Origin of the sequence: Nostoc sp., from assembly GCF_036917275.1 — a bacterium.
GTDB lineage: Bacteria > Cyanobacteriota > Cyanobacteriia > Cyanobacteriales > Nostocaceae > Nostoc.
In genome coordinates, this window is record NZ_JBALDF010000047.1 from 115,798 (window position 1) to 139,191 (window position 23,394).

18 protein-coding genes are annotated in these 23,394 nt (G+C 41.3%); 6 read left to right on the top strand and 12 right to left on the bottom strand.

The window, feature by feature from the left end; all coding sequences use genetic code 11:
- Window positions 1–121 precede the first annotated feature (121 nt).
- From V7K35_RS17955 to V7K35_RS17980, 6 genes are all read left to right on the top strand, one after another.
- On the top strand, window positions 122–1,261 hold the full coding sequence (locus tag V7K35_RS17955; RefSeq protein ID WP_335080561.1) for a phosphotransferase enzyme family protein: 1,140 nt from the start codon (window positions 122–124) through the stop codon (window positions 1,259–1,261).
- Window positions 1,258–1,815, top strand: coding sequence for a DOMON-like domain-containing protein (locus V7K35_RS17960; protein WP_335080562.1), 558 nt, complete (start codon window positions 1,258–1,260; stop codon window positions 1,813–1,815). The genes V7K35_RS17955 and V7K35_RS17960 overlap by 4 nt, the downstream gene beginning before the upstream one ends.
- A gap of 218 nt (window positions 1,816–2,033) precedes the next feature.
- On the top strand, window positions 2,034–2,408 hold the full coding sequence (locus tag V7K35_RS17965; RefSeq protein ID WP_335080563.1) for a hypothetical protein: 375 nt from the start codon (window positions 2,034–2,036) through the stop codon (window positions 2,406–2,408).
- A gap of 523 nt (window positions 2,409–2,931) precedes the next feature.
- On the top strand, window positions 2,932–4,203 hold the full coding sequence (locus V7K35_RS17970) for a carbamoylphosphate synthase large subunit (protein ID WP_335080564.1): 1,272 nt from the start codon (window positions 2,932–2,934) through the stop codon (window positions 4,201–4,203).
- 232 nt (window positions 4,204–4,435) lie between these two features.
- Window positions 4,436–5,446: an SDR family oxidoreductase gene (locus V7K35_RS17975; RefSeq protein WP_335080565.1), complete on the top strand. Its 1,011-nt coding sequence runs from the start codon at window positions 4,436–4,438 to the stop codon at window positions 5,444–5,446.
- Window positions 5,447–5,708: 262 nt separating this feature from the next.
- Window positions 5,709–6,896 (top strand): MFS transporter, encoded by a 1,188-nt coding sequence (locus V7K35_RS17980; protein ID WP_335080566.1) that lies wholly within the window; start codon window positions 5,709–5,711, stop codon window positions 6,894–6,896.
- 250 nt (window positions 6,897–7,146) lie between these two features.
- Here the strand turns inward: V7K35_RS17980 and V7K35_RS17985 are convergent, their stop codons facing one another.
- The 12 genes from V7K35_RS17985 to V7K35_RS18040 form a co-directional block, all read right to left on the bottom strand.
- Window positions 7,147–8,796: a GMC family oxidoreductase gene (locus V7K35_RS17985; protein ID WP_335080567.1), complete on the bottom strand. Its 1,650-nt coding sequence runs from the start codon at window positions 8,794–8,796 to the stop codon at window positions 7,147–7,149.
- Window positions 8,797–8,917: 121 nt separating this feature from the next.
- Entirely contained in the window at window positions 8,918–10,039 is a 1,122-nt protein-coding gene (locus tag V7K35_RS17990; protein WP_335080568.1) for a glycosyltransferase, read from the bottom strand.
- A gap of 58 nt (window positions 10,040–10,097) precedes the next feature.
- The gene (locus tag V7K35_RS17995; RefSeq protein WP_335080569.1) at window positions 10,098–11,552 is read right to left on the bottom strand and encodes an O-antigen ligase domain-containing protein; all 1,455 of its coding nucleotides are present in this window, start codon (window positions 11,550–11,552) and stop codon (window positions 10,098–10,100) included.
- A gap of 170 nt (window positions 11,553–11,722) precedes the next feature.
- A complete protein-coding gene (locus tag V7K35_RS18000; RefSeq protein ID WP_335080570.1) occupies window positions 11,723–12,652 on the bottom strand; it encodes a glycosyltransferase family 2 protein in 930 nt (309 codons plus the stop codon).
- The gene (locus tag V7K35_RS18005; protein WP_335080571.1) at window positions 12,570–13,772 is read right to left on the bottom strand and encodes a glycosyltransferase family 4 protein; all 1,203 of its coding nucleotides are present in this window, start codon (window positions 13,770–13,772) and stop codon (window positions 12,570–12,572) included. The genes V7K35_RS18000 and V7K35_RS18005 overlap by 83 nt, the downstream gene beginning before the upstream one ends.
- Before the next feature lie 140 nt (window positions 13,773–13,912).
- Window positions 13,913–14,908: a glycosyltransferase family 2 protein gene (locus V7K35_RS18010; RefSeq protein WP_335080572.1), complete on the bottom strand. Its 996-nt coding sequence runs from the start codon at window positions 14,906–14,908 to the stop codon at window positions 13,913–13,915.
- Window positions 14,909–14,976: 68 nt separating this feature from the next.
- The gene (locus tag V7K35_RS18015) at window positions 14,977–16,137 is read right to left on the bottom strand and encodes a glycosyltransferase family 4 protein (RefSeq protein WP_335080573.1); all 1,161 of its coding nucleotides are present in this window, start codon (window positions 16,135–16,137) and stop codon (window positions 14,977–14,979) included.
- 384 nt (window positions 16,138–16,521) lie between these two features.
- Entirely contained in the window at window positions 16,522–18,372 is a 1,851-nt protein-coding gene (hepA, locus tag V7K35_RS18020) for a heterocyst formation ABC transporter subunit HepA (protein ID WP_335080574.1), read from the bottom strand.
- A gap of 153 nt (window positions 18,373–18,525) precedes the next feature.
- Window positions 18,526–19,245, bottom strand: coding sequence for a heterocyst development glycosyltransferase HepC (hepC, locus tag V7K35_RS18025; RefSeq protein WP_335080575.1), 720 nt, complete (start codon window positions 19,243–19,245; stop codon window positions 18,526–18,528).
- A 130-nt stretch (window positions 19,246–19,375) separates the two neighbouring features.
- Window positions 19,376–19,546, bottom strand: a complete 171-nt coding sequence (locus tag V7K35_RS18030) for a hypothetical protein (protein ID WP_335080576.1) — start codon at window positions 19,544–19,546, stop codon at window positions 19,376–19,378.
- 342 nt (window positions 19,547–19,888) lie between these two features.
- On the bottom strand, window positions 19,889–22,117 hold the full coding sequence (locus V7K35_RS18035; protein WP_334795916.1) for a GumC family protein: 2,229 nt from the start codon (window positions 22,115–22,117) through the stop codon (window positions 19,889–19,891).
- Between the two features lie 147 nt (window positions 22,118–22,264).
- Entirely contained in the window at window positions 22,265–23,365 is a 1,101-nt protein-coding gene (locus V7K35_RS18040) for a glycosyltransferase (RefSeq protein WP_335080577.1), read from the bottom strand.
- Window positions 23,366–23,394: the final 29 nt, after the last annotated feature.

The following is a 23,394-nucleotide window of genomic DNA, read 5'->3' on the forward strand; positions in this document are numbered from 1 at the left end:
TATTTGTTAAATCGTCCAACATCGTGAGCATGTGTTGAAGCAAGCCTGCAATTTGACTATTTGTTGGATCTACTTATCAGCCTAAAATCTTCGTGAGGAGTAATGCAGGTTAAACACGAACATGACAGAAGAATTTAATACACAGGGTGCAGAAAATCTAGTTGCGATGCCTTCGGCGGGCGCAGCCATCGCTAATCAATTTGCCCAATGGGGAAAGGTTACAGACGTTAAAGCATTTGGAAGTGGTAATATCAATGACACCTTTTTGGTAAGTCTAGATTCCTCAGAAGAACAACATTTTGTCCTGCAACGCATCAATACACAGGTATTTCGTCAGCCCAAATTGATTATGGAGAATATGCGTACCTTCACTGAGCATGTTCATAAACGGTTACAGTACATACCCCTGAATCGTCGCTGGGAAGTACCACGCGTACTATTAACTAAGGATGCTCAAGACCACTGGAGGGATGCAGACGGCTCCTTTTGGCGGGCAATCAGCTTTATTGAAGGCTCCCAGTCTTTCGATACTATGCGCGATCGCTCTCACGCCAAAGAAATCGGTTATGCCTTGGGGATGTTCCACAATCTGATCAGCGACTTAGCACCAGAAAAACTCGCCGACACTCTTGAAGGGTTCCATATTACACCGCTTTATCTCCAGCATTACGAGGAAGTGTTGGCGAAAATTAGTGTGCGTAAATCTGCTGAAGTGAATTATTGCTTACAGTTTGTTAGCGATCGCCAAACCTTTGCACATATCTTAGAAAATGCCAAAGTTGAAGGCAAGCTACCTCTGCGTTTGATGCATGGAGATCCAAAAATTAACAATGTCATGTTTGATACTACTACCCAGCAAGCCGTCAGCATCATCGACCTCGACACTGTTAAACCTGGTCTGGTACATTACGATATTGGCGATTGCCTGCGATCGGGTTGTAATCCTGCTGGAGAAGAAACCGAGAATTGGGAAAGTATTTATTTCGATACCGATTTGTGTCAGGGAATCCTCAAAGGTTATCTCTCGGTAGCAAAGGCATTTCTTACTGAGAATGATTATGCCTATATTTATGATGCAATTCGTCTCATTGCCTTTGAACTAGGACTGAGATTTTTTGCTGATTATTTAGCAGGAAATATCTACTTCAAAGTTAAGCACCCAGAACATAATTTAGCAAGAGCGATCGCCCAGTTTAAGCTTACCGAAAGTATTGAATCTCAAGAAACGCAGATTCGTAACATTATCAAAGACATGAAATGAATGATCAGACATTTTCCCTGCAACCCTTTCCTTCTACAAAATCCTTGCCTAATTTGAAAATTGCAGGCAATATCGCCCGAAATTCTAATCAACTTGCCATCTGCTATATGCTAGAGGGCAATTTCAAAGAAATTGCGTTGGCAAAGCCTACCGGAGGTATAGCTCCACTATCAAATACACCATCACGCAAGCATGAATTGTGGAAAGACACTTGCTTTGAGTTTTTCGTTAGCATCAAAGATTCTCTACAATATTGGGAATTCAACCTCTCTCCCGCCGGATACTGGAATGTCTATCGCTTTGATGCCTACCGTCAAGGAATGCAAGAAGAAACAGCCTTTACAATACTTCCGTTTAATGTTCAGAATCAAGCCGACGGTTTAGCACTTACGTTGGATGTCGATTTAGGTAAAATTGTCTCGGCACAAGCGATTGAAGTTGGCATTACTACTGTTATTAAATACAGAAATAGTGAAGTGACTTACTGGGCGTTAACTCATCCAAGTGCAGAGGCTGACTTTCATTTGCGGGATAGTTTCATCATTGAGTTGTGAGAATACGTCTTTACAGCAAACTGTGTATTTAGACAACATGTAGTTAATAAATCTAAACTTTATATGAGCTTGCATAAATTTTCAACTCACACCCGATGAATCTATGTATATTTCAAGTAAACCTCCTAAAAATGCACTTCTTAACTTTTTCGTTGAACTTCGATAGAGACCCAGGTTTAGAAGAGGGTCGCTTGTATTTACGTCATCTTGAAAAGGGTATGTTACAAGTTTGGGTAGCTACATCAGCTACCGCCAAAAAGCAATTTCCAGAGAGCTTTCATCAGAAAGGAAGTATGATACCACCTGAGTACAGAGTACTGGAACTAAAATTTTGGAGTGTTAATACTAAACCTATCTCAATGAAAGAGAAAAAAGGTGTAGAAGGTAATTTTTACCAAATTCTTCCATCTGAAGTCAAGACTGATAATGGAGGTGTAAGAGATGATTTTGGTATTCATAAAGATGCTAATGTTCCTGGTTCAATGGGATGTATTGTATTGACACCCGAACGGTTTCAGGGATTTGAAAAAGAAGTCACTCAATTAGCAAAGGAGGGGAAAGATTCTATACCGCTCTTTGTCACGTACAGTTAAAACAAATATATGAGGTAATGGCATATAAATAAGCAATTATCAGTCTAGATTGCCATTGCCTCGATTCGACAGTTTTGAAAGGAAATTGTGATCGCATTTATTTATAATCTGAAGTGGTTGGTGCCTTACCCATAGCTAAGATCAGCTTTTAGGTACGTTTCACTCAATATTGGGACAACATGATACTTCACCCAAGGAGCCATAGCAAAGATTAAAAGCAATTTTTAGAGTTATACCTCTTTCAAATCGCCGCTTGAATATTTTAAAAGTGCGATCGCACTAGCAAGTAGAAAAATTAGGTTAAATATCTTAACCACAGCGATATTTACACATATACACATTTATGCTTGTAGCTTCATCACTTCTATGTATGAACAATAATTTAGGATCAACGTTATTTTAAGACAATAAATCAACTAATTTTATTTCGTTTGATAGAGTTAATTAAGATAAAAAATAGCAGAATAGAGTATAGATAGCTAAAAAGCAAATTATCAACTGCTAGGTTCATAATAATGTCTAAATGAACTCAAAATATAACTTTCAATACTTTCAAGGGAGTTCTCTTTCTGATCTGTTTGCTCAAGATATCACAGATGCATCTTATGGGTTTATCCTAAATTATCCTGCAACTGCCGGTTGGGCTGCTTATCCCAACCTGAAAAAATATTTTATTCAAGATGGCAGTAGTGAAGCCACTAAAACTTCCTTTGACAAGATTTGCCAAAAGGAACCTTGGAAAATTCTGGCTGTATTAGGCGATCGCATTCAAGGAATTGTGATTATTCCGCCGCCAAAGTCGCTGCTTGAATACTGGCAAGAGCATTTCGGCTTCAGCTACTCGAATATTGAGATGATGGATCGCTTGACTTATTTGGATGACCTTAGCCACAGCGAATACTTTGACAAACTCATCACTCTATTTCCCTTTGATCACCTCAAAAGAGAAAAACACGCTATTGATTCAGACACCCATTACCGCTTACTCAGCAAAGTAACGTTAGCTGAATTGGGGGTGCAATGTCCAAAATATGAGACCTACAATCTGCACACCTGTAATTTGGAAGATATTCAGTTACCACAATTTCCCTACTTAATTAAAACGTCCCACGGACTCTCAGGAGAAGGCACTTATATCATCAAAAGCCTCAGCGATTTGAACTACTGCCTTGAAGAAATCAGGAATTATCTCAATATTAAATTGCTCGATAAAATTATTGTCTCGGAGTTCGTCAAGAATCAGGTGCAGAATTACTGCGTACAGTTCTATGTCAACAAGGTGGGAGAGATAACCCTCATCGGTACTACCAGGCAACTCGTCACTCCAGAAGGTAACTATTTAGGGGGACTGATTGACTACCGCAACACTGACATGAGCAAGTTCTTTGAAATGATTGCCGCCATTGGTCAGTATGCTCAAAAACAGGGTTATTTTGGTGTGATTGGCTTCGATGTGTTAGAAGATCATGACGGACAATTTTATGCGATCGATGCCAATTTTAGAGTCAATGGCTCGACTCCGTTGTGCTTGCAGCGCCATACCTTACTAGGACTGGGAAAAGAAGTAGCTAAATATTCCAGCGACTACCGCATGGAAGGAACGTTTGATTCAATTTTAGTGACCTTAAAACCAGAACTAGATCGCAAAGACTTGATTATTCTGTCGGCTTTAGAGAAGGTCAAATACGGAAAAATTTACACCGAAATTTATGCGATCGTTACTGGAGAAACTATCGAAGAAATGCAGCATATCGAGCAGAAATTACAGAATAAGGGATTACAATGGCTCCCTTAAACAGCACCAGTGTTGAAAAGAATTGTTTTAATCTAGGACTTACGCAAAAATTGCCAACTTCGCTTAATTTATCGAACCGCCAAGACGAGGCAGTGCGTTGGGCGGCTCTGCCGACTTGAAGCAACTGCCGTGCCAAGAGCGCCGAGAATTCGTACAGTGTGCGTAAGTCCTATAATCTCCAACTCATAGTAGCCAATTTCCAATCCCTAATTTATTTTAAGAAGTAACACTTATGAAATTAAAGCCAATCAATCAGCAAGTCGTTTCTGTCGTTGGAGCCTCTAGTGGGATCGGACGGATCACAGCTCTTGAGTTTGCTAGACGCGGGGCAAAAGTAGTAGTCTCCGCTCGTAGTGAGTCGAAGCTAAAGTCTTTAGTGGAAGAGATTCGCGGCTTTGGTGGTGAGGCAACTTTTTGCATAGCCGATGTGGAAGTATTTGAGCAAGTTAAGGCGATCGCAGATAAAACTGTGGAAGTATACGGGCGACTCGATACATGGGTACATGTCGCCGCGATCGGCATCTTTGCCACTGTTGACAACACAACACCGGAAGAGTTTAAGCATGTAATTGATGTCGATCTGATGGGACAAGTGTATGGTGCAATGGCTGCCCTACCCCATCTGAAGCGTGAGGGACGGGGGGCACTGATCCACGTTTCTTCAATGGAAGGTAGGCGATCGCTCCCCTACCAAAGTGCTTACTCGGCAGCCAAGCACGGGGTTGAGGGCTTTATTGAAGCTATGCGCGTTGAGTTGCAATATGAAAAATGGCCGATCAGCGTCACGAGTGTGAAGCCAGCAGTGATCAACACTCCCTTCTGGAACAATGGTCTGACGAAATTAGGCGTAAAGCCTTCCGGGATACCACCTTACTACGAGCCTAAACTTGTAGCTGATGCTATCCTCTACGTAGCCGAACATCCAACTCGTGACTACTTGGTTGGAGATGTAGCTAAAATATTAGATGTGGTACAGCGCGTCTCACCATCATTAGTAGATTCACTGTTACTGCTCGTCGGCTTCGATTTACTTCGTAGTTCTGAGCCGAAGTCTGAAGATGCACCAAATAATTTTTACCAATCTGTTGCTGAAGACGACAGAGTTAACGGGGATTTTGGTAACTTAGTTATACCGAGTGTTTCTGACTGGCTAGAAAAAAATCCGCTTCTCCAGTGGGGTGCGATCGCTGGTACAGTAGCATTAGCGTTTTTAGCAGCTCAAGTATTCAAAAAGGAAGCATAGATAGACCTGTGCGAAAATTTGCAATCCGGTTTTTACAAGGATTTGAAATAAATCCTTGTATGCTTTTTAGCAACGTGGTGATCAGTTTTTGAGATGGTTACTAATAGTTTAGAGAAGAAAAATACATAACTATTGATTCAGGCGATTTCTTATAATTTTTTCATCCTCTCTAATATTGGACTTATTGCTCTTTTATAGATGCTCCTCCCTCGATGTCGCTATTTCAGCAGTCAAATTGTCTGACCCAGGAGTATTCCAGCCGATGAGAGACTATCAACGCACCCTACCGCCTGTATGGATTGGGGAGGCGATCGCCTTTTATGCCTTTATTGCCATTGGCATCGCTGAAGCAGGATTAGGAGTTCTTCTGCCCTCGATTCTGTCTACCTATAACCTGACTCCAGCAACCGTCACCCTGCTGTTTCTTAGTCAAATTAGCGGCTACATTCTGGCAGCATTCACCAGCAGTCTTGTGAGTAGTCGGCTGGGGTTAGCCCGAATGCTGTTGATTGCTGCGGGTGAGCTGACGATGGCACTGATAATCTATGCCACCTCACCCTCCTGGTTTGTCATGGTTGCGGCTGGTTCAGGGTTGGGATTGGGCATTGGGTTGATTGATGCAGGGATCAACACCTACATTGTACAAGATTCCCGCAGTGCCAGTCGGATTGGTTTGCTTCATGCTTTCTATGGTATTGGCGCACTCTTAGGTCCGGCGATCGCTACTACTTTGTTAGCAGTTGGCATGAACTGGCGACAGGTTTATGGGGTATTAGCCGGGATTGTCAGCTTATTGATTGTGAGTGTGATGGGCGTAATCATTTTCAACTACACACCAATGACACAACGGGTATTGCCATCGAATACAACTGCGTTAGAAAATCTGGGCAGAGCGCTCCAAACTCCGATAGTACTATTAACTGGGCTACTTTTGCTGGTTTATGTTGGCACTGAAGCCTGCGTCGGTAACTGGGCATATACTGTGCAATCCGTCGCTCGTCACACTCCCGCGCTGATTGCTGGTTATAGCGTTAGTGCCTACTGGCTGGGATTAACATTGGGACGTTTCCTCTTAGGTTATTTCTTACAATCGCTTGGGGCAGTCCGTACAATCAGTATGTCGCTTAGTTTGGTGATCATTGGATTGCTTGCTTGGTGGCAACTGCCAGATCAATGGATTAGCTTACCGTTGATTGGCTTTGGGTTGGCAGCCATCTTTCCTGCGACCATTTGGTTAATCCCTCAACGATTGCCTGACCCCCATGTTCCTGCGGCTGTTAGCATCGCCACTAGTGCTGCCAGTTTGGGGGCAGCGATCATACCCACTGGAGCAGGCTGGGTTGCAAGTTGGACAAATTTAGAAATCATCCCAATGTTGATGCTGCCGTTGGCGCTCTTAATGGTGGGCTTACATTACTGGTTAGTGCAACATTCCGTAAGAGACAAGTAGGGGCACGGTATACCCATTGGTGTCAACTTAAGCGCAAACCCCTTTAAAATCTCGTTTTCAGCCTCTGGCTAGAAATGTAAATCAATTGCGGCTCTGCCGCAAGTAAGAGGCGGAGCCTCTCATTAGGCATTCCCAGTCAGAGCAGGGGAACGAGGCAACGAGGCAATCTCTGAAGGACTTATCTAGACAGGCTTTCACGTTAAGTTGACACCAATGCGGTATACCGTGCCCCTACACCTTGCTGCTATATTTAGTGACAAAATTGTGATTTCACATGGTCTGCCAATCGAATTGCCAAGGCAACAATGGTGAGCGTAGGATTAGCATAGCCTCCTGTAGGAAAAACAGAGCTACCTGCCATGAATAAATTAGAGATGCCGTGAACTTGACAATTTGCATCTACTACTCCTTGTGTTGGGTCATGATGCATACGCGTTGTTCCCATATTGTGATGGGTACTCAGCGAAGCAACCGGACGATCTCCATCTAATTCAATGTGTAACTCACCCAGACCTGCCCTAGCAAACTCTTCTGCAAATACTAGCTGCGATCGCTTCACACTGCAAATATCTATTTCGCTCCAATGATTAGTTAATTTTGCTTGCGGACAACCAAGCTTATCTAGTTGATTACTGAGTGTCACCCGATTATCTGGATTTGGGGTTTGTTCAGTTTGGCTGAGAACTTCAAACTTTGTATATTTCTGTTCATTACCTTCATGGTCAGACCATCCACCATGACTCAAATCAGGGAACAAATATTCTTTTTTGACATTATACTTATACCAATCAGCTACTAAATCATCAATATTCATAATTACATTTTGCAAATGTTGAAAAACATTCTTAGGTAACTGCCCTTGTCGAACTGAAGATAACAAAGTTCTTGCAGAAGCTTTTGCTGCCGATCTAAACCTTTCATCTCTGGGATATAACAACGCAGTCATATTTAGTAATTTTTCGCGGTGCATCACTTGTTCTGTCAGAGCAAATTTTCCCATGACTGTAAGATTATTCACGCGGCGTAAGTCATACAAAGCCATCGAATTGAAGATTTTGCGATTTTGCGGAACAAGCATACCACAATGGATAAAAGGATGATCCATAAAGAACCTACCCACTAAATCGTTTTGATTCCCTAATCCATTCTTGTGAATCCGGTTCGATAGCAAAAGTAAACGTGCGTTTTCAATCCCACCTGTGGCTAAAATAAATACTTTTGCAACCACCCAAAATTTATTACCAGATAAACAAGCTACTTGCACGCGTTTCACCGTTTGGGCTGTTTCATCTGCCTCAATTTCTACCACGTTGGCGTTGAGGAATGTGGTGATATTAGGAGATTGATTGATTTGGTGGCGATATTCATTGGTAAAAATATCGCGTGGGCCAAACTGAAACATACTAGTAGTAACTCGGTCACTTGTGAAATGTGTCCGAGGAGATTGAGCATTTTCCCAAGCCTCAGCTTCATAAGCAAAAGAACCGAGTTTACAGACTGCTTGAGCACGCTCATAAAATGGATTCAAGTGAGATTTAGTAAAAGGCCAGCCACTGTATGGCACCCAATCTCGTTTTTCAAAATCTATCTCATCTAATGGTACATGCCTCAGACCAAGTTGATTTTTATTGATTTCAATATTCCAGACATTAGCTAGTCCACCAAATTGACGATGACGCATATCTTGCAGTGGTGGAAAAGGATCTCCAACAGATTCACCTTCACCAAGAGATGCAGTCTCTTGATTAAATTCAATGTCACCACTTTCTAATAAGCAAACTCGAAAGTCTTGCCCAATTAATTCTCGTGCGAGTGTAATTCCGGCTGGGCCAGCGCCAACTATACAAACTTCAGTATTTATAACTTCATTGATTGGCAATTTACGGCTATCAATCAACATTTATTTAATTCCTTTTAATTTGATCTATTATTTTTAACTACAAATGCACATATATGATGTAAATCTGTGGTTTCATTTTCATAAAATTTGCTTTTGGAATAAGTTGACCGTTTCATTTAGCCTATGAAACACTTGGCATGGCAGAACGAATTGCACTAATAAAATTTTGGGCATAATTCTGCGTTGAGAAATCGAGGGCGCGTTGCCTGGCAGCTATTCCCGCACTTCGGGCAAATTCTTGCTCGTCAAGATAGCGGAGAATTGCGATCGCTAATTTCTCTGCATCGCCATAAGGTGTTAATAGTCCATTCATCCCATCGGTAATAATCTCTGTCGGGCCGCCTGCATTGCCAGCAATCACAGGTTTACCCAGCGCCATCGCCTCAATAATCACAATCCCAAATGGCTCTTTATCTGATGCATGGACAAATACATCCATCGCCTGCACCCACTCCGGGATATTACGCTGTAACCCAGTCATAATTACCTGCTCTTTCAAGCCCAAGTTTGCAATTTCTGCTTTTAAAAAGTCCTGATAATCCGGTTCTAAATCGTGTTTACCGCCAACTACTACACAATGGGCATCAGGATACTTCTGTAAAATTTTGGGCATTGCTTGCACTAGTACGTGCATTCCTTTCCATCGTTGCAATCGGCCAACAATTCCAATCAACGGCCCGTTTAAAGGTAAGCCTAGCTTCCGCCGTGCTTCTTCTGGAGTTGGCAAAGCATCAGGCTCGAATCGGTCTAGTGCGACACCAGGATAAACCAAGGGTGTTGGTCTGTGGGGCCAAATCTCTGCTTGCGCTTGCTTGCCATCTTGGGAGAGGGTGATAATTGCCTGGGCTGGGATTAAAGTAGCGATTCGCACCAACCAAGTCTTGTCACTAGGCACTTCTAGTTGATACCACACAGCAGGCAACCCCGCCAGTATTGCTGCCAAACCTCCAGATATATGCGTAATCCACATCCAATTGACAATTATATCTGCACGTTCGCGGCGGGCGATCGCAGCTATCCGAAAAACAGCGCCAATAAAACGGTGGATTTGGCGTAAACGTCCACTTTCCACAACTCGCGCATCAATACCGAGGGACTTTACTTCTTCTACCATCGGGCCGTCTTCTAAAAATATCACCAGCCACTCTACACCAGCATTACGTCCTTGTTGCACCAAATCCCAAAGCATCATTTCACCACCGCCTCTTTGCTCGGCTAGTGGCATTACAATAATTGCTTTCATAATTTATATCAGTCCGATTTAAGTTGTAAGATTTTGTTTTTTAATAAACTTGAAAAGCTCAGAACCCCGACTTATTAGAGAAGTTGGAGTTCTTGGGATTGTTATAGTATTTATGTCCTGCCATAGCCATAGCTAAAAATCCCCAAAGAATCATCCCTGCCACACTCAACATACCGCTACCGATAACTAACTGTGTAGCAGAACTAATACCAATGGCGCGGGCAGCACTGATAAAACTATCGAAACGACCTTCACCATAGCTGCTGACACTAATAATTAACAAGATTAATCCACCCATATAAAAAATGGCTCCAAACCAACCAAGGGTGAAAAACATATCTAAAATGCCACTATCAATCACCACTACTTCAATTTGACCGGTTTTTTCGTTGACCTTCCAGATATTTCCTAATCCATTACCTAGACCATTAGAAAGAGCTAGACCAAGGTTTTTGTCATAAGTTCCCGATCTATCTTTAAAGCTGCCATCTTCTTGAAGATTAGAAAAAGTTTCCAAACGCGCTGCTAAAACCCCAGAAATTGGCTCGATAGTTGTCAATGGCACAACACAAATTGCCATCACTACAATTATGGTAACTAAGCGCATTTGAATCCGCGCCTTGACTGAACCCATAATCATGATTACTCCAAATAACCAGCCTCCCCAATTAGTACGTGCTTGTGTCAATAAAAAGGATAAATAACCAACAGCTGAAGCCGGAAAAATTAAATTTCCCGAACTTGTAAATAACAACAGTAAACCAGCTTGCATGACTGAACCAAAGGGGCCGACTGAGTGCAATGTACTCCAGACACGCATCCCAAAAGGTACAGGATTTCCAGCACTCATGAATAGTTTTGATTGGATCAGCCAATACCTGTCCCACTCAGGAGCCACGACGAATTGATATACGCCGTAAGCTCCTAAAATCAAGACACACCAGAGGAATGTTCGCTGAATGTTCTGGCGATAGCTGGGATAATCTCGCCAGTTTATAAATAAGTGAAAAGCGAAGATGATCGGACTGAGCCAATCCATCAATCCGCGTGCTACAGGGATTGGTGGATTGTAAATCAGACCGACTAGAAAGCCATAGAACACTCCGATAAAAGCCAAAACAAACGGCAAGCCCCCTTGAGCAGAGGCGCGGGGAAAGTGGCGGAAGAATGTTGCTATAGTTACAAAAACCACTAAATAGGGTGCTATGAGCATTTGCCGGGTAGAGTCCCAGCCCACCCGATAGTCAACTAAGCGGGTAGCTAAGGGCGTGAGAAACCAGATCCACCAGGTAAAACTGATGTAGAGAATGGGATGCCGCAAGTATAAAAACACAGCTACTACTAAAGCTGTTACTGGGTAAATTAGGCGCAATGCGGCAGTAGCACCAGCAAAATAGCAAACTACAGTCAGTAGTACAAAACCTGCGATCGCCATCCAACCCTGTAGCGATCGCTCTTCGGGAGAATAGTTTTCTTGTAAAAAACTATTGAAAAGTATCTGCTTAGAATTCATTCAATTTTAGATGTACACATAAATAAATCAACTCGTTCCCTGGCTCCAGCCAGGGAATGCAGTCACTGGAGGCTCCGCCTCTTGTACTGGCTCTCTGGAAGCACCACCCGTCTTAATTACCATATAGAACCTGGGAACTAGAGCTAAGAAGAAATAGTATTCATTTTGAATTACGAATTTTGAATTTTGAATTGTTTATATCCTTGCCAACGCCCACGCCAGGATGCCAGCAATTTTTTCCCCGCCAACTGCCCTTGGCTAGGCAAAAATCTTAGCCATTGTACAAAGCCCAAACTATCGCATGTACCCACGAATACTGCCCAGAACAAAAATACAATCCGGCGGATAAATGACAGATGCTCTAGTAAAACTAAAGTTTCATTATGGACTAAATTAATAAAGGCAATTTCATTAAAGTTATTTCGCTGATCTTCATCAAAACGTTGTGCCGGATAGTGATCTACAGCAACGTTAGGATCATAAATTATCTTCCAACCAGCCCGCTTTAATGCCAGAGTGAATGCCATTTCAAAATGTACCTGCGCTCCTGTCCCACGCATCCGCTCATCAAAGCGCAATTGCCCGATTGCCTGGGTACGAAAACTCATGTTTACGCCCTTGAGAATATCGACTTCGCGGGGTTCTCCCACTCCCAGATGATGGTTGCCAATCACTCGCCCAAACCATTGCAACTGTCCGACTATTAAGCGGGATTCGTCTTCTAATTTGCTGCCGTGGTATATCCAATCACGCCCTCCCAGACCGCCGAGGCAACTATCACAGGTAAAGTAAGCGGCGATGCGCTCTAACCAATCCGGGTGGGGTGCAGCATCATCATCAGTAATGGAAACAATATCGCCCTCCACTGCTGCTAGTCCGGCGTTGAGGGCTGCTACTACCCCCGATTGTGTCACTTTCACGGTATGCAGTGGCAAGTTGTGCGCTTTGTATTGGGCAAGGAATTGCCAAGTTTCTGCATCCGTATCGCGGACAACCACTATCACCTGATCAACGGGTTTAATTTGCTCCTGTAGCGCCAAAAGGCAGCGTGAGAGGTCTTGTGGACGGCGATAAGTCGGTATGAGAACGGTGTTCCGCATTCTTGCTTAACTCCTCAAATAGATCCACATAAGTTTGTGCCATAGTAGTCCAGCTATGTTGTTCTGCCACAGAGCGAGCAGCTTTGCCCATCTGTTGTATAAGGGCGCGATCGCTCACCAAGGACATCAACGCCCCAGCCAAAGCATTAATATCATCTGAGTCGGATAAGACGATGCCACATTCTGGTGTCACCAACTCTCCGCCCCCGGTGGCTGTGGCAGTAATTACTGGCAGTCCTGAAGAAAGTGCTTCTAACAATACGAGGCTGCAAGCTTCGTATCGGGAAGGAAAAACAAATAAATCTACTGCTCGCATAATTTCGGGGATATCACGGCGATATCCCACAAAATGCACGCGATCGCTTAACCCCAAGGATGCCGCTAACTGCGGGAAGGGGCTACCTTCGATATGTCCTACCACCGCCAGATGTAAATTGGGAACTTTCACCAAGGCGTGCAGTATTGTATCTAAGTTCTTTCTGGGTGTGCGGATATCTCCAGCGAACAGTGCTAGGGTGACATTCTCCGGTAAACCTAACTTTAGGCGATTGCTTTGGCCTGGGGCAAATTCTTCTAAGTCAACGCCATTAACAATTACGCGAATCCGAGAACGGGGCACACCAATGTTGACTAATTCCTGGGCTACCTTTTCTGATACCGCTACAACAACCTGCGCTTTTTGAAAAGCCTGTTTTTCCCAACGGGCATTGAAAGCCGTAAACAGCCATTGGTAAAAACCATATAAATCTCGGCGATTGCGGGAAATATGAACAGGCGATCGCAACCATGAACTGTGGACAAAATGTACAGCATTTACATCAGCCGCAGCCATATTAATTGCTCCATTGATTTTAACTAAATCAATGTTAGAGCGATGTTGACGTAACCAATCTGCACTTTTTTTGGCAAATATGAAATTACGTACAAACTCTGTGGGATAGCCTTTGACTGGAATTTTAATCCAATTAACTTGGCTATTGTTTTCTAGTTCTGGTGCGACTTCACTAGCTAATAATGTCAGGTGATGACCACGACGAATTGCTTCATTAGCAACCTCATAGTTTACCCGTCCCTGACCATCACCTTTTTTGATTTTATGAGTAACAATACAAAGTTTCATCAACTATGTTCCTGAGTAAGATAAACTCACGCAAAAGTGTAAATAAAGAGTTTAAAATAATCTTATTTTGATTTTCTCAGTGTCCTCTGCGTCTCTGTGGTTCGTTAAAAAATAAACTCCAAAATTTAGATGCGATTGCTTTAGTATTTCGATATTTTCATTAACTTACTTGCTAAAATTTGTGGAGAAAAACTAAGAGTAAGTGCGGCAAGAGTTCTAGCATTAAATTTTTGTTTTTTCAATACCTGCCAAAAATAAGGACGTGCTGCTGCTATCTGTTCACTTCGTAGCAGACCAATTCCCAAAGTTGTATTAGCTTCTAACCATTTATGTTGAAAATACGTCCTAAATTGCTGTAAACGAGTATCTTCCATAAACACTTGATAACAAAATATTTCGCTTTTAGCTTTGCGGATTTTTGCCTGCACATCTCGACTACCACTGAGCATGGTATCAGTTTGCTCATGGGCACGATATCGCGTCAGCTTTTCTGGATAGTAGTAAGCTCCACAACCAGATACACAACAGAGGTAAGTTAAATATAAATCCCACATGCCGCCAACTTCTGGGGGAATACTATCCCAATCCACAAAATTATTGCGAATCACACAAGCTGCCGCAGTGGGTATACTTTTATCTATTAACCCAATTTTATAGAAAGGTTGATGAATCCCTTGTGTTAACTTATCTCGCTTGTAACCACGTGTGTTTTCTTCAGTTCCGACATGATTAACTTTGCCATTAGCATCTATAATATATTGGTCGCAAAAAGCGATAATTAACTCGGAATTTGCTTCTAGTATTGGTACAAGCTTTGCTAAAAAGTCTTCATTCCAGATGTCATCGTCATGAAGGCTAGCAACATATTTACCTCGCGCCATTTTGAAACCATGCTGCTGATTAGCTAACATACCCACATTTTGCTGATGCCGCCAAAATCTGATGCGTGAGTCGCCAAAAGATGCGGCAATAGCTTGAGGATTTTCTGGACTACAATTATCAGAAACAATGATTTCAATATTTTGATAAGTCTGTTTAATAGCACTAGCGATCGCTTGCTTCAAATATTCTGGTCGATTATAGGTGGGGATAACAATGCTGACTAAAGGTTGTTGGTTTTCTTGATGCAATGACATATTTTTTTACTTCATATTTATCTTTCAGAAATGAAAGATGTACACTTGAACTTTTTACTAAAATAATGTTATTTAGCTTGAGAGATGCTATATATTTTTTCCTCTTGAGAAGAAAATTCAGCTATTGTTTTTGCATAAATTTTTCGCAGATTATTTATATGAGTATGCATTGTAAATTCCTTCATCAATAAAGCATGACCTTGTTCGCCCATATATCGGCTTTTTTGATAATCTGTATACAACTCATGAATGGCATCAGCCAGCTTTTTTATATTATTACCTGGAACAATAATACCCGTTTCTCCATCTCGTAAATGTTCTGGAATACCTCCGACTGCACTACCAATTACAGGTCGATAATTAGCATAAGCTTCCAGAGTTACAAGACCGGCAGGTTCAGGCCAGACACTAGGAAATATGACTGCAAAAGACTGTTGATAAAGTTTATTTATTTTGTCAGGATTGCACCACCCATGCCAAGTAATTCGGTTACTTAATCTGAGTGTGTTTGCTAACTTTTCTAACTGTGGTCGTTCCCATCCTTCACCTGCAATATCAAGTTTAATTTGTGGATCTGTATGTATTAAAGTTTTGAGTAACCATTCCAGACCTTTATCAGAAACAATCCGTCCCACAAACAAAATTCTATGATTTTGGTGGACTTCTAAACTCAGAGGTGTAGTTGCTGTTTTTGGTACGGATATACCACAGTGTAGTGTTACAGTTTGTTCAGGCGGTACACCGTTTTGAATCAACTCTTGTCGTACATATTCGCTATTAGCGATAAAAGTAATTTTTACCTTTTTTAATACATCTAAAAAATTCTGAGTTTTTTGAAGTTCTCTAACAGTTCTTAAAGGTCTACGGCTACCACATTTATCTATTAGTTTACCCCAGGTACATCCTAAGTAAGAGAAATTGCGATCGCAGACTGTGTGCTGTCCTGCTAAATACTTTGTGCCACTAGGACAGTAGAATGAGTGATTATGAACACTGAAGACGGTAGGACATTCGCCTGTAAGCTGCAAGAGTAAATCTGGGCTGTGGATATGCAGCAGTTTAAACTGGCTTTGATCAACATTCTTTAGCGATTTTATCACGCGATCGCTAATATCAGGTGGTCGATGTTCAAACAGAGAAGCTAAATAAGTTTCGACACCTCCGCCCCCACCTACTTCAAAATTGGAGCATTGATAAATCAGGTTTTTGTCAAATATTTTCTGGTACATATTTTTCGTTTATGTTCAGTATATATAGCAGTCCTAAATCATTTATAAAAATAAATTAGCAGCAGAGAGATGAATCGGAGATTTTGACGACTTATTTAAATTAGGACTTACGCACACTCTACGAATTCTTGGCGTTCTTGGCGTCTTGGCGGTTCGACAAATTAAGCTTTTGGGCGATTTTTGCGTAAGTCCTATAAATATTGCTATAGCACTATTTATAATAATTTTTAATAAATTATTTTTAGAGATAATGAGTATGATAATACTATTTTTTTTGCAATGTAATCTCACCAAATTACTGACATATACAGGTAGGGGCTTACGGCTGTAGGGATATACAGCCGATTTATATGTTGCAAGTATTTTGGTAATTTGATATTATTTCTAATCTGATTGCCTTACTTCATACTGCATTTGATGATATTTCCAAAGCTTACCTTTGAGTTCCAAGAGTTCTTGATACTTACCTTGCTCTACTATCCGTCCCTGTTCTAAAACTACAACTTTATCTGCTTTAGAAATGGTAGAAAGACGGTGAGCGATCGCAATTACTGTTTTCCCAACAGATAGCTTTTCTAATGAATCTTGAATTAAGCGCTCAGATACAGAATCTAAAGCACTAGTTGCTTCATCCAAAATCAAAATTTCTGGGTTTCGCAGTAAAGCACGCGCAATAGCAATTCGCTGCCTTTGTCCTCCAGATAATCTAACACCTCTATCTCCAAGCTGGGTGTTAAAACCTTCGGGCATTTCCAAAATAAATTCTAGTGCATTCGCTAGTCTAGCAGCTTCTTGAATTTCATCATTAGTGGCTTCTGGAGTCCCGTAAGAAATATTCTGCCAAACATTAGTATTGAAGATAAAAGTATCCTGACTGACGACAGCTATTTTCCGACGTAGCGAGTGAATTTCAAACTGCCGCACATCAATTTCATCAATGTAAAGATATCCATCTGTAGCATTATAAAATCGGGGAATTAAATCAGCAAGGGTTGTTTTACCAGCACCAGATGCTCCGACTAATGCTGTCATTTTTCCCTTTTCAAGAGTAAGGGTAATATTATGTAGCACTAGATTATCATCATCGTAGCCAAAATCTACAGATACTAAATCTATTGACCTTTTTAACCCTTTAAACTCAAGTTTGCCATTTTTAAAGTAATATTTATCATCACTTTTCAACATATTTTTAATATTGTCTGCCGAGCCATGTAAAGTGCTGAGATATGCTCTCGTACCATTAATATCTTGAACAAACGGGATAAAGCGAAATAGCACAAAGAAAAAGGTTAGCAAAGAAGCAACTTGTAGGGTTCCATTGGTAACAAGGCTAGTGAACGCCAAAATAATCATTCCGATCAATACGGTAGTCGCTACGCCTTCGGCAATTGGCTTAACAAGTGTCCAGGTGAATACAACTTTAGTTGTACTACTTATTACTTTGTCGCTAGCTTTGTAGTAACGCTGACGTTCAAATTCTTGAGTACCACAGGAGTGAACAGTGCGAATGCCATTAATAAATTCTATGGCTGTTGATGTAAAATTAGCATTAGCAGTTGTCATGCCAAAACTTGATTCTCTGACTCTAGCGTTCAGATTAGACAAACCTACACCTAAAAGTGTAAATAGTAATGCCGAAATCAGGGTCAGTTGCCATGATATCAAAAACATTGATATTAAGTAAACAAAGGTTGTTAATCCTCTAGTTACTAAAAAGGCTGTGCCACTAAAACCCTGTCTGATTTTTTCAATTTCTGTGGTAATTGTGTTAATTAGTTCACCAGAACGAGTTTTGGCAAAGTAACTTAGTGACAAGGATTGCAACTGTTCAAAAATTTGTTTACGTAAACGATCGGCAAGATGTAATTGAGATAATTCAGTGTAAACTTGGGAAAAGTAATTAAAGGTTGCACGTAACCAAGTACTCAATAAAATTAACAGAGATACGCGGTACAGACGATTAATTGCCGATGTCTTGGCTCCCAAAATCCAAATATCAAACCAGTGTATTCCTGTCTGGACAGGTTGAGCATTGGGACTAGTTAAGCTTTGCAAAAAGGAAAGTAAAAAACCAATACTAACACCTTCAAAAGTTGCTGCCAAAATAGAGAATATCAGAGCTAAAGTTGCAATTTTGCGAAAGTGTTTAAATTCTTGCAATATCAAATAGTTGTCCTGCCAAAAGCTGCTAGCTTTGAACAGACTACGAAGTTGTTGAGGAAGTTGGAAATGCATGGATTTTTCTAACAATAATTTGGTATGTAGTACCGATTATCTGTGAGGTTGCATAGAACAAAAAAATTTTGCCCCAAGTCTTACTAAGCCTGATTTTCTGTAGTTTCACAAAGAATTCAGGAGTTAGGAGTCAGAATTATGACTTCTGAATTCTCAAAGTGTTTGGCTATCCAGATGTAACAAGTGGGGCTGTGCTTCTACTTCCCATGAAGCTGTAACTTCTGGTAGTTTATTTAGCTGTACTGCATCTTCTAAAGTCCAACAACGAGATCCGATCAAACTCATGTCACCCCGTAGCACGTTAAATAACAGGGGCAGATTGTCCAGACTGGATTTACCCATCCAACGCCCTAGCGGTGTGATGTTGTATGTGCAAAACCTCATCGCCCGAAAGAGTTTACCCCGTTCTCCAACACTCCACTCACGGCAAAAAAGTGATCCTGGTGAGTAAACCTGGATTAACACAATCAATCCCAACATGACTGGACTTACTAATAGCAACAACACCAAAGCAGCAATCCAATCGATTAGTCGTTGCAATTGCCTCAAGGGTTGCTTAGGCACTTTATTGCCAGCAGATATGCTTAGGAATATTGGTTTTTTAGCTTCTTCACATGCATCTGCCCAAAACCTGAGCAAAGCCTCACCCAGCTTTGGATCTATGCTTACCAAACTTACAGGAGAATGTTGTAAGCATTCTACTAGCGATCGCTTACTATCTAATGAAGGCAGATATGGTTGTTTAACTCGTCCAGGCGGCTTCACCAACAGCTTACCCCGCCGCCACTGGAGTGTGCAGTACCCACGATTCTCTTGGTGTTCCTGGGTTACATCATATAAATTTTCTAGAGTTGGAATTATTGAAGTTGTCATATGTCTTTGGGTTTATACAGGAGTGAATTGCTGAGGCGTTATCAAAGGCTATTGATGCCAAAGACCCAAATCCGAATCTTGTTGTAAGTCAAAAAAGTTGGAGATAATTGAGGGCAAAAATATGTTATTGCTATTTGCCACTCAGCCAAGCACATATCGTGCAGAATTCTGCTGGTGTAAAGGTGTAGTAATCAACGTTACTATCAATATTCATGGGCAATCGATATTTTCCGGTAACTACTGACAGTAGAGAAATGTAGAGGGAAATTACCCATGAATCTATATTTACGTTTAATTGCACTGAGGTGTTGATTGGAGCGAGATATTTAACAAAACCAGTCCACTCTTGTCTTCTAGCCTTTATGAAGGTGCTTTAATCTCTAGAATATAAGACTATATAGAAATAGCGATCGCTCAAATAAATTCTTTATTTACTCTTTAAAGAGCCAGTGATTTCTCTGAAAACTCATAAAGATAGTATAAATATACTGGAATTTTCCTGATCGCATCAAAATTAAATTTTGTTCATCAAAAAGTAGGGTAGCACAGTTGTGCCACCCTACCCCGTGTTGTATTTAAACTAATTAGATCCCTGACTTCTCTAAGAAGTCGGGGATCTGGGGATCTATCGTAGCCATACTAGCTACTTTTCTACAGCTTGACGCAGGGCTAATTGTTGTTGTTTGATATAGGGTACGTAATTACTGCTAGAGTTTGATACTCCATTAGCTACAACCCCAATCAGATTTAACTTACTTAACATAGCTGTCGCTTGAGTAAGCTGACTTCGCGTCACAATACCAATGCTTGCCACCATGACCACGCTACGACAAGATGATGCGGTAAGCATGGCATCCACTAAACCGAGAACTGGGGGAGCATCTATGAGTACCAAATCATAGTTTTCCTCAAATGCTGCCATTAATTGCATCATCCGAGGGGAACTTAACAGATTAGCTGGGTCAGTAGGTTTGGGGCCAGCGGTCAAAATATCGATGTAGGCGGAACCTGAGTATTGAAAACTAATCTGGTTGGGTAAAGTTGCATCACTAGCCAATAGAGTTGAAAGCCCCTGTTCATTAGGAAGATTCAGTTGTTGGTGCAGGCTGGGATCACGTAAGTTGGCATCAATCAGTAACACCCTTTTGTGTAAACGGGCAGCACTCATTGCCAGACCCAAGGCCAAAGCTGATTTACCCTCATCGGCTAAAGCCGAGGTAATCATCAAAGATTTCAAGTTAGTAACAGTATTTAAAAGTTCAATATTCTTGTAAATCAGATCCAGCGATTCCCAACGCGGTGGAGATTGCAATACCTGAATTGTCCAGGGGGCGAGAACTTCTGGCTTACCAAAAGGCAACTTGATCATTGATTCTCTGGGTTTGGCTGGCGGTAACTTGGGAGTTGTTCCCAACAACGGCATGGCCATTTGCTTTTCTAACTCAGCAGTGGTGTGAACTGCATCATCAGCCGATTCCCGAATAAAGGCAGCAATGCCTCCTAACATAAACCCAACGACAGCACCTAATAGCAAGTTCTGTTGGAGATTGGGGCCTAATTGTGCGCCTTTTTGAGGATCTTCTACCACTTCCCAATTAAATCCACCCTTGGAAAGTTCTTGCCGTAATTGCTGCTCTGCTCTTAAAAGCTGCTCTAACCTTTCACGACTAAATTGCAATTGGGGTAGCATCCGATTGTAATAAGCCAACAGAGGCGGGAAGCGTTTGATTTCTAAACGCAGCTCATTTTCTTTCTGGGCCAAAGTTTGATCGCGAGCAGTTAAAGCAACTATATTGGTCTGTGTTTCCACTAGCTGACCAGCAAGGCTGAGATCAATTTCACCGAGCTGTCCTTTTTCGAGGAGAGAGTCTCCAGAACTGAATGCACCAGCAGATTTTGGGCCTAAAGTCCTTCCTACTTCTTGTTGCAATAATTCCTTCTGGCTTTGAAGCTGTTCTTTGAACTTTTGCACACTCGGAGTCTGATCTGTAAAACGTAAGCGTTCTTGTGCTAATGCCAGTTCTGTTTTTTGGATTTCGTTCAGTAAGCCTTGATAGCGAGTAGACTGACTCAGGCGGGAAGCAACTAGAGCATTTTGGGGAGAACGGTTAAGTTGTTCTTCCAAAGATTTTTGGCGTGCCAAAGCTTCCCCATACTGAGAACGAGTTGTCTGTCGCTCTTGGGCAATATTGTTCAAAGCCGTCTCAATAGCTTTGGCCTGTGACTCTGGATCAATTAAGTTCTGATTTCTCCGAAATCTTTGTAGATTTGTCTCAGCCGCGTTTACTTCTTCACTGGCTTTACTTAACTGTTCCCTGATAATTTGCAGACCTTTTTGTAAACGCGAATTCTGTTGTTCTTTGTTATATTCCACATAAACTTGTCGAATTGCACTTAGAACTTTTTGTGTTTTTTCTGGATCTCCAGCAGTGTATTCAACTTGAAAGATTTTAGTAGCGACATTATCTTCTTTGCTCCTTATTTGAGTTAAGACCAAAGAAGCTTTAATTTCTGCTGAAGTTATATCGGGATAATTAGACTGAAGTTTATCAACTGCTTTTTGGATGAGTCCTGAACTTTGCATCAGGTTAAGCTGAGTTGCAGTATCTATCACAACATTAGAGTCGGTAAACTGGTTGTCTAACCCTGCTCCTTCTGTCTTACCTTGATAGTTAGGTTCTACTAGCAGTTGCATCGAACTTTTATAAGTTGGTTTTGTCTTAAAAGTTACCAGACCCGCAAGAGCAATACAACTAATTAATACTGCTAAGAACCAAGGAAATCTTCGTACAAATACGGCAAACATTTGTCCGTAACTTGGTTCAGTTTCAGAAGCTGGAGTTATATGAGGATTTAGACTACTTTGAACCACTTTTATTATCCTTGTCTTTTCTACGAAAGGCTACACCAACAAGACTTAGGCTAAGAGATACTCCGAAGAATACCTATTTTTTAACAAACCGCCAAAGACGAGAGAGAAAATAAATAGGTAATCTTATAGTGGGAATAGATTCAAAAATTAAATGAATAATTGATGCTTACCACAAGTTTGGTTAATAATTTGCTCAACTTTATTAAAGAAGGCATTCTCTGAAAAGTTTGCTACTGCATGATTACGGATGCGATCGTAATTCCAAGAAATGCCATTGGCTTCTAATAATGCAATTTGTAGAGATTCGGGTGTTTGTCTTTTGAAAAAGACTCCTGTTTCACCTGGTATTTGAGTATCTAATACTCCACCGGCTCCGTAGGCGATGACTGGTGTGCCACTAGCATTAGCCTCCACTGGAACTAATCCGTAGTCTTCTAGGGCTGCGACAATAATAGACTTGGCTTTGGAAAACAAGTCTTTGCGGGTTCTATCACTTACGTGTCCCAAGAACACAATATTTTGTAATGCTTTGGATTTTAATCGTGCTTGTTCTGGCCCGTCACCTGATATTAATAACCGCCACCCCAGCCAATTAAAAGCTTCGACTATTATATCAAGACGCTTATAGCTGATCATCCGGGCTGAGGCCAGATAATATTCATCTTTTATATCTGAAAAAAGAAATTTACTAGTATCAATTGGATAGTTAACCATTATTGCCTGTTTGCCATAAACATTTTTTATCCGGCGGGCAACAACACTAGAATTAGCAATGTAAAGGTCAGGTTCCTGTGCATATTTCAGGTCTACCTTTCTCATTACTTGAAATACTTGTTCGATTAAAGGAGCAAAATATCTATAGTCTCCGTATTCTCTTAAATAAGTTGCTGTATCCCATAAGAAACGGGTGACGTTATGGCAAAAGCAAATGTGGCGGGCATTGGGATTTTTTTGCACTGCTTTAGCGAAGCTAGTGCTACTGCTAATAATTAGATCGTAGTCTTGCAGATTCAGGGCACGAAATGCAGGAAAGTATAGAGGAGCCATTGACCTGAAATATTTTGCTGCATAGGGAATCTTTTGTAAGAAAGTTGTGTTGACTATGCGATCGCCTAGATCAATAGTTTTTTGTGGATCGTATAGAGATGTGAAAATATCTGCTTCGGGATAGCGCTTACAAAGCAGTTCAAACACACGCTCTGCCCCACCTCGCTGGGTTAAATAATCATGGACTAGAGCAATTTTCATGAATTTGACCTAAAGTTTCGATCAGGTTT

Excerpts from the sequence above, each read along its gene's own strand:
- V7K35_RS18005 (WP_335080571.1), bottom strand. The coding sequence starts at position 13,772 with ATGAAACTTTGTATTGTTACTCATAAAATCAAAAAAGGTGATGGTCAG.
- V7K35_RS17960 (WP_335080562.1), top strand. The coding sequence starts at position 1,258 with ATGAATGATCAGACATTTTCCCTGCAACCCTTTCCTTCTACAAAATCC.
- V7K35_RS17955 (WP_335080561.1), top strand. The coding sequence starts at position 122 with ATGACAGAAGAATTTAATACACAGGGTGCAGAAAATCTAGTTGCGATG.
- hepC (WP_335080575.1), bottom strand. The coding sequence starts at position 19,245 with ATGACAACTTCAATAATTCCAACTCTAGAAAATTTATATGATGTAACC.
- V7K35_RS18040 (WP_335080577.1), bottom strand. The coding sequence starts at position 23,365 with ATGAAAATTGCTCTAGTCCATGATTATTTAACCCAGCGAGGTGGGGCA.
- V7K35_RS17965 (WP_335080563.1), top strand. The coding sequence starts at position 2,034 with ATGTTACAAGTTTGGGTAGCTACATCAGCTACCGCCAAAAAGCAATTT.
- hepA (WP_335080574.1), bottom strand. The coding sequence starts at position 18,372 with ATGCATTTCCAACTTCCTCAACAACTTCGTAGTCTGTTCAAAGCTAGC.
- V7K35_RS18010 (WP_335080572.1), bottom strand. The coding sequence starts at position 14,908 with ATGTCATTGCATCAAGAAAACCAACAACCTTTAGTCAGCATTGTTATC.
- V7K35_RS17990 (WP_335080568.1), bottom strand. The coding sequence starts at position 10,039 with ATGAAAGCAATTATTGTAATGCCACTAGCCGAGCAAAGAGGCGGTGGT.
- V7K35_RS18000 (WP_335080570.1), bottom strand. The coding sequence starts at position 12,652 with ATGCGGAACACCGTTCTCATACCGACTTATCGCCGTCCACAAGACCTC.
- V7K35_RS17975 (WP_335080565.1), top strand. The coding sequence starts at position 4,436 with ATGAAATTAAAGCCAATCAATCAGCAAGTCGTTTCTGTCGTTGGAGCC.
- V7K35_RS17980 (WP_335080566.1), top strand. The coding sequence starts at position 5,709 with ATGAGAGACTATCAACGCACCCTACCGCCTGTATGGATTGGGGAGGCG.
- V7K35_RS17970 (WP_335080564.1), top strand. The coding sequence starts at position 2,932 with ATGAACTCAAAATATAACTTTCAATACTTTCAAGGGAGTTCTCTTTCT.
- V7K35_RS17995 (WP_335080569.1), bottom strand. The coding sequence starts at position 11,552 with ATGAATTCTAAGCAGATACTTTTCAATAGTTTTTTACAAGAAAACTAT.
- V7K35_RS18015 (WP_335080573.1), bottom strand. The coding sequence starts at position 16,137 with ATGTACCAGAAAATATTTGACAAAAACCTGATTTATCAATGCTCCAAT.
- V7K35_RS17985 (WP_335080567.1), bottom strand. The coding sequence starts at position 8,796 with ATGTTGATTGATAGCCGTAAATTGCCAATCAATGAAGTTATAAATACT.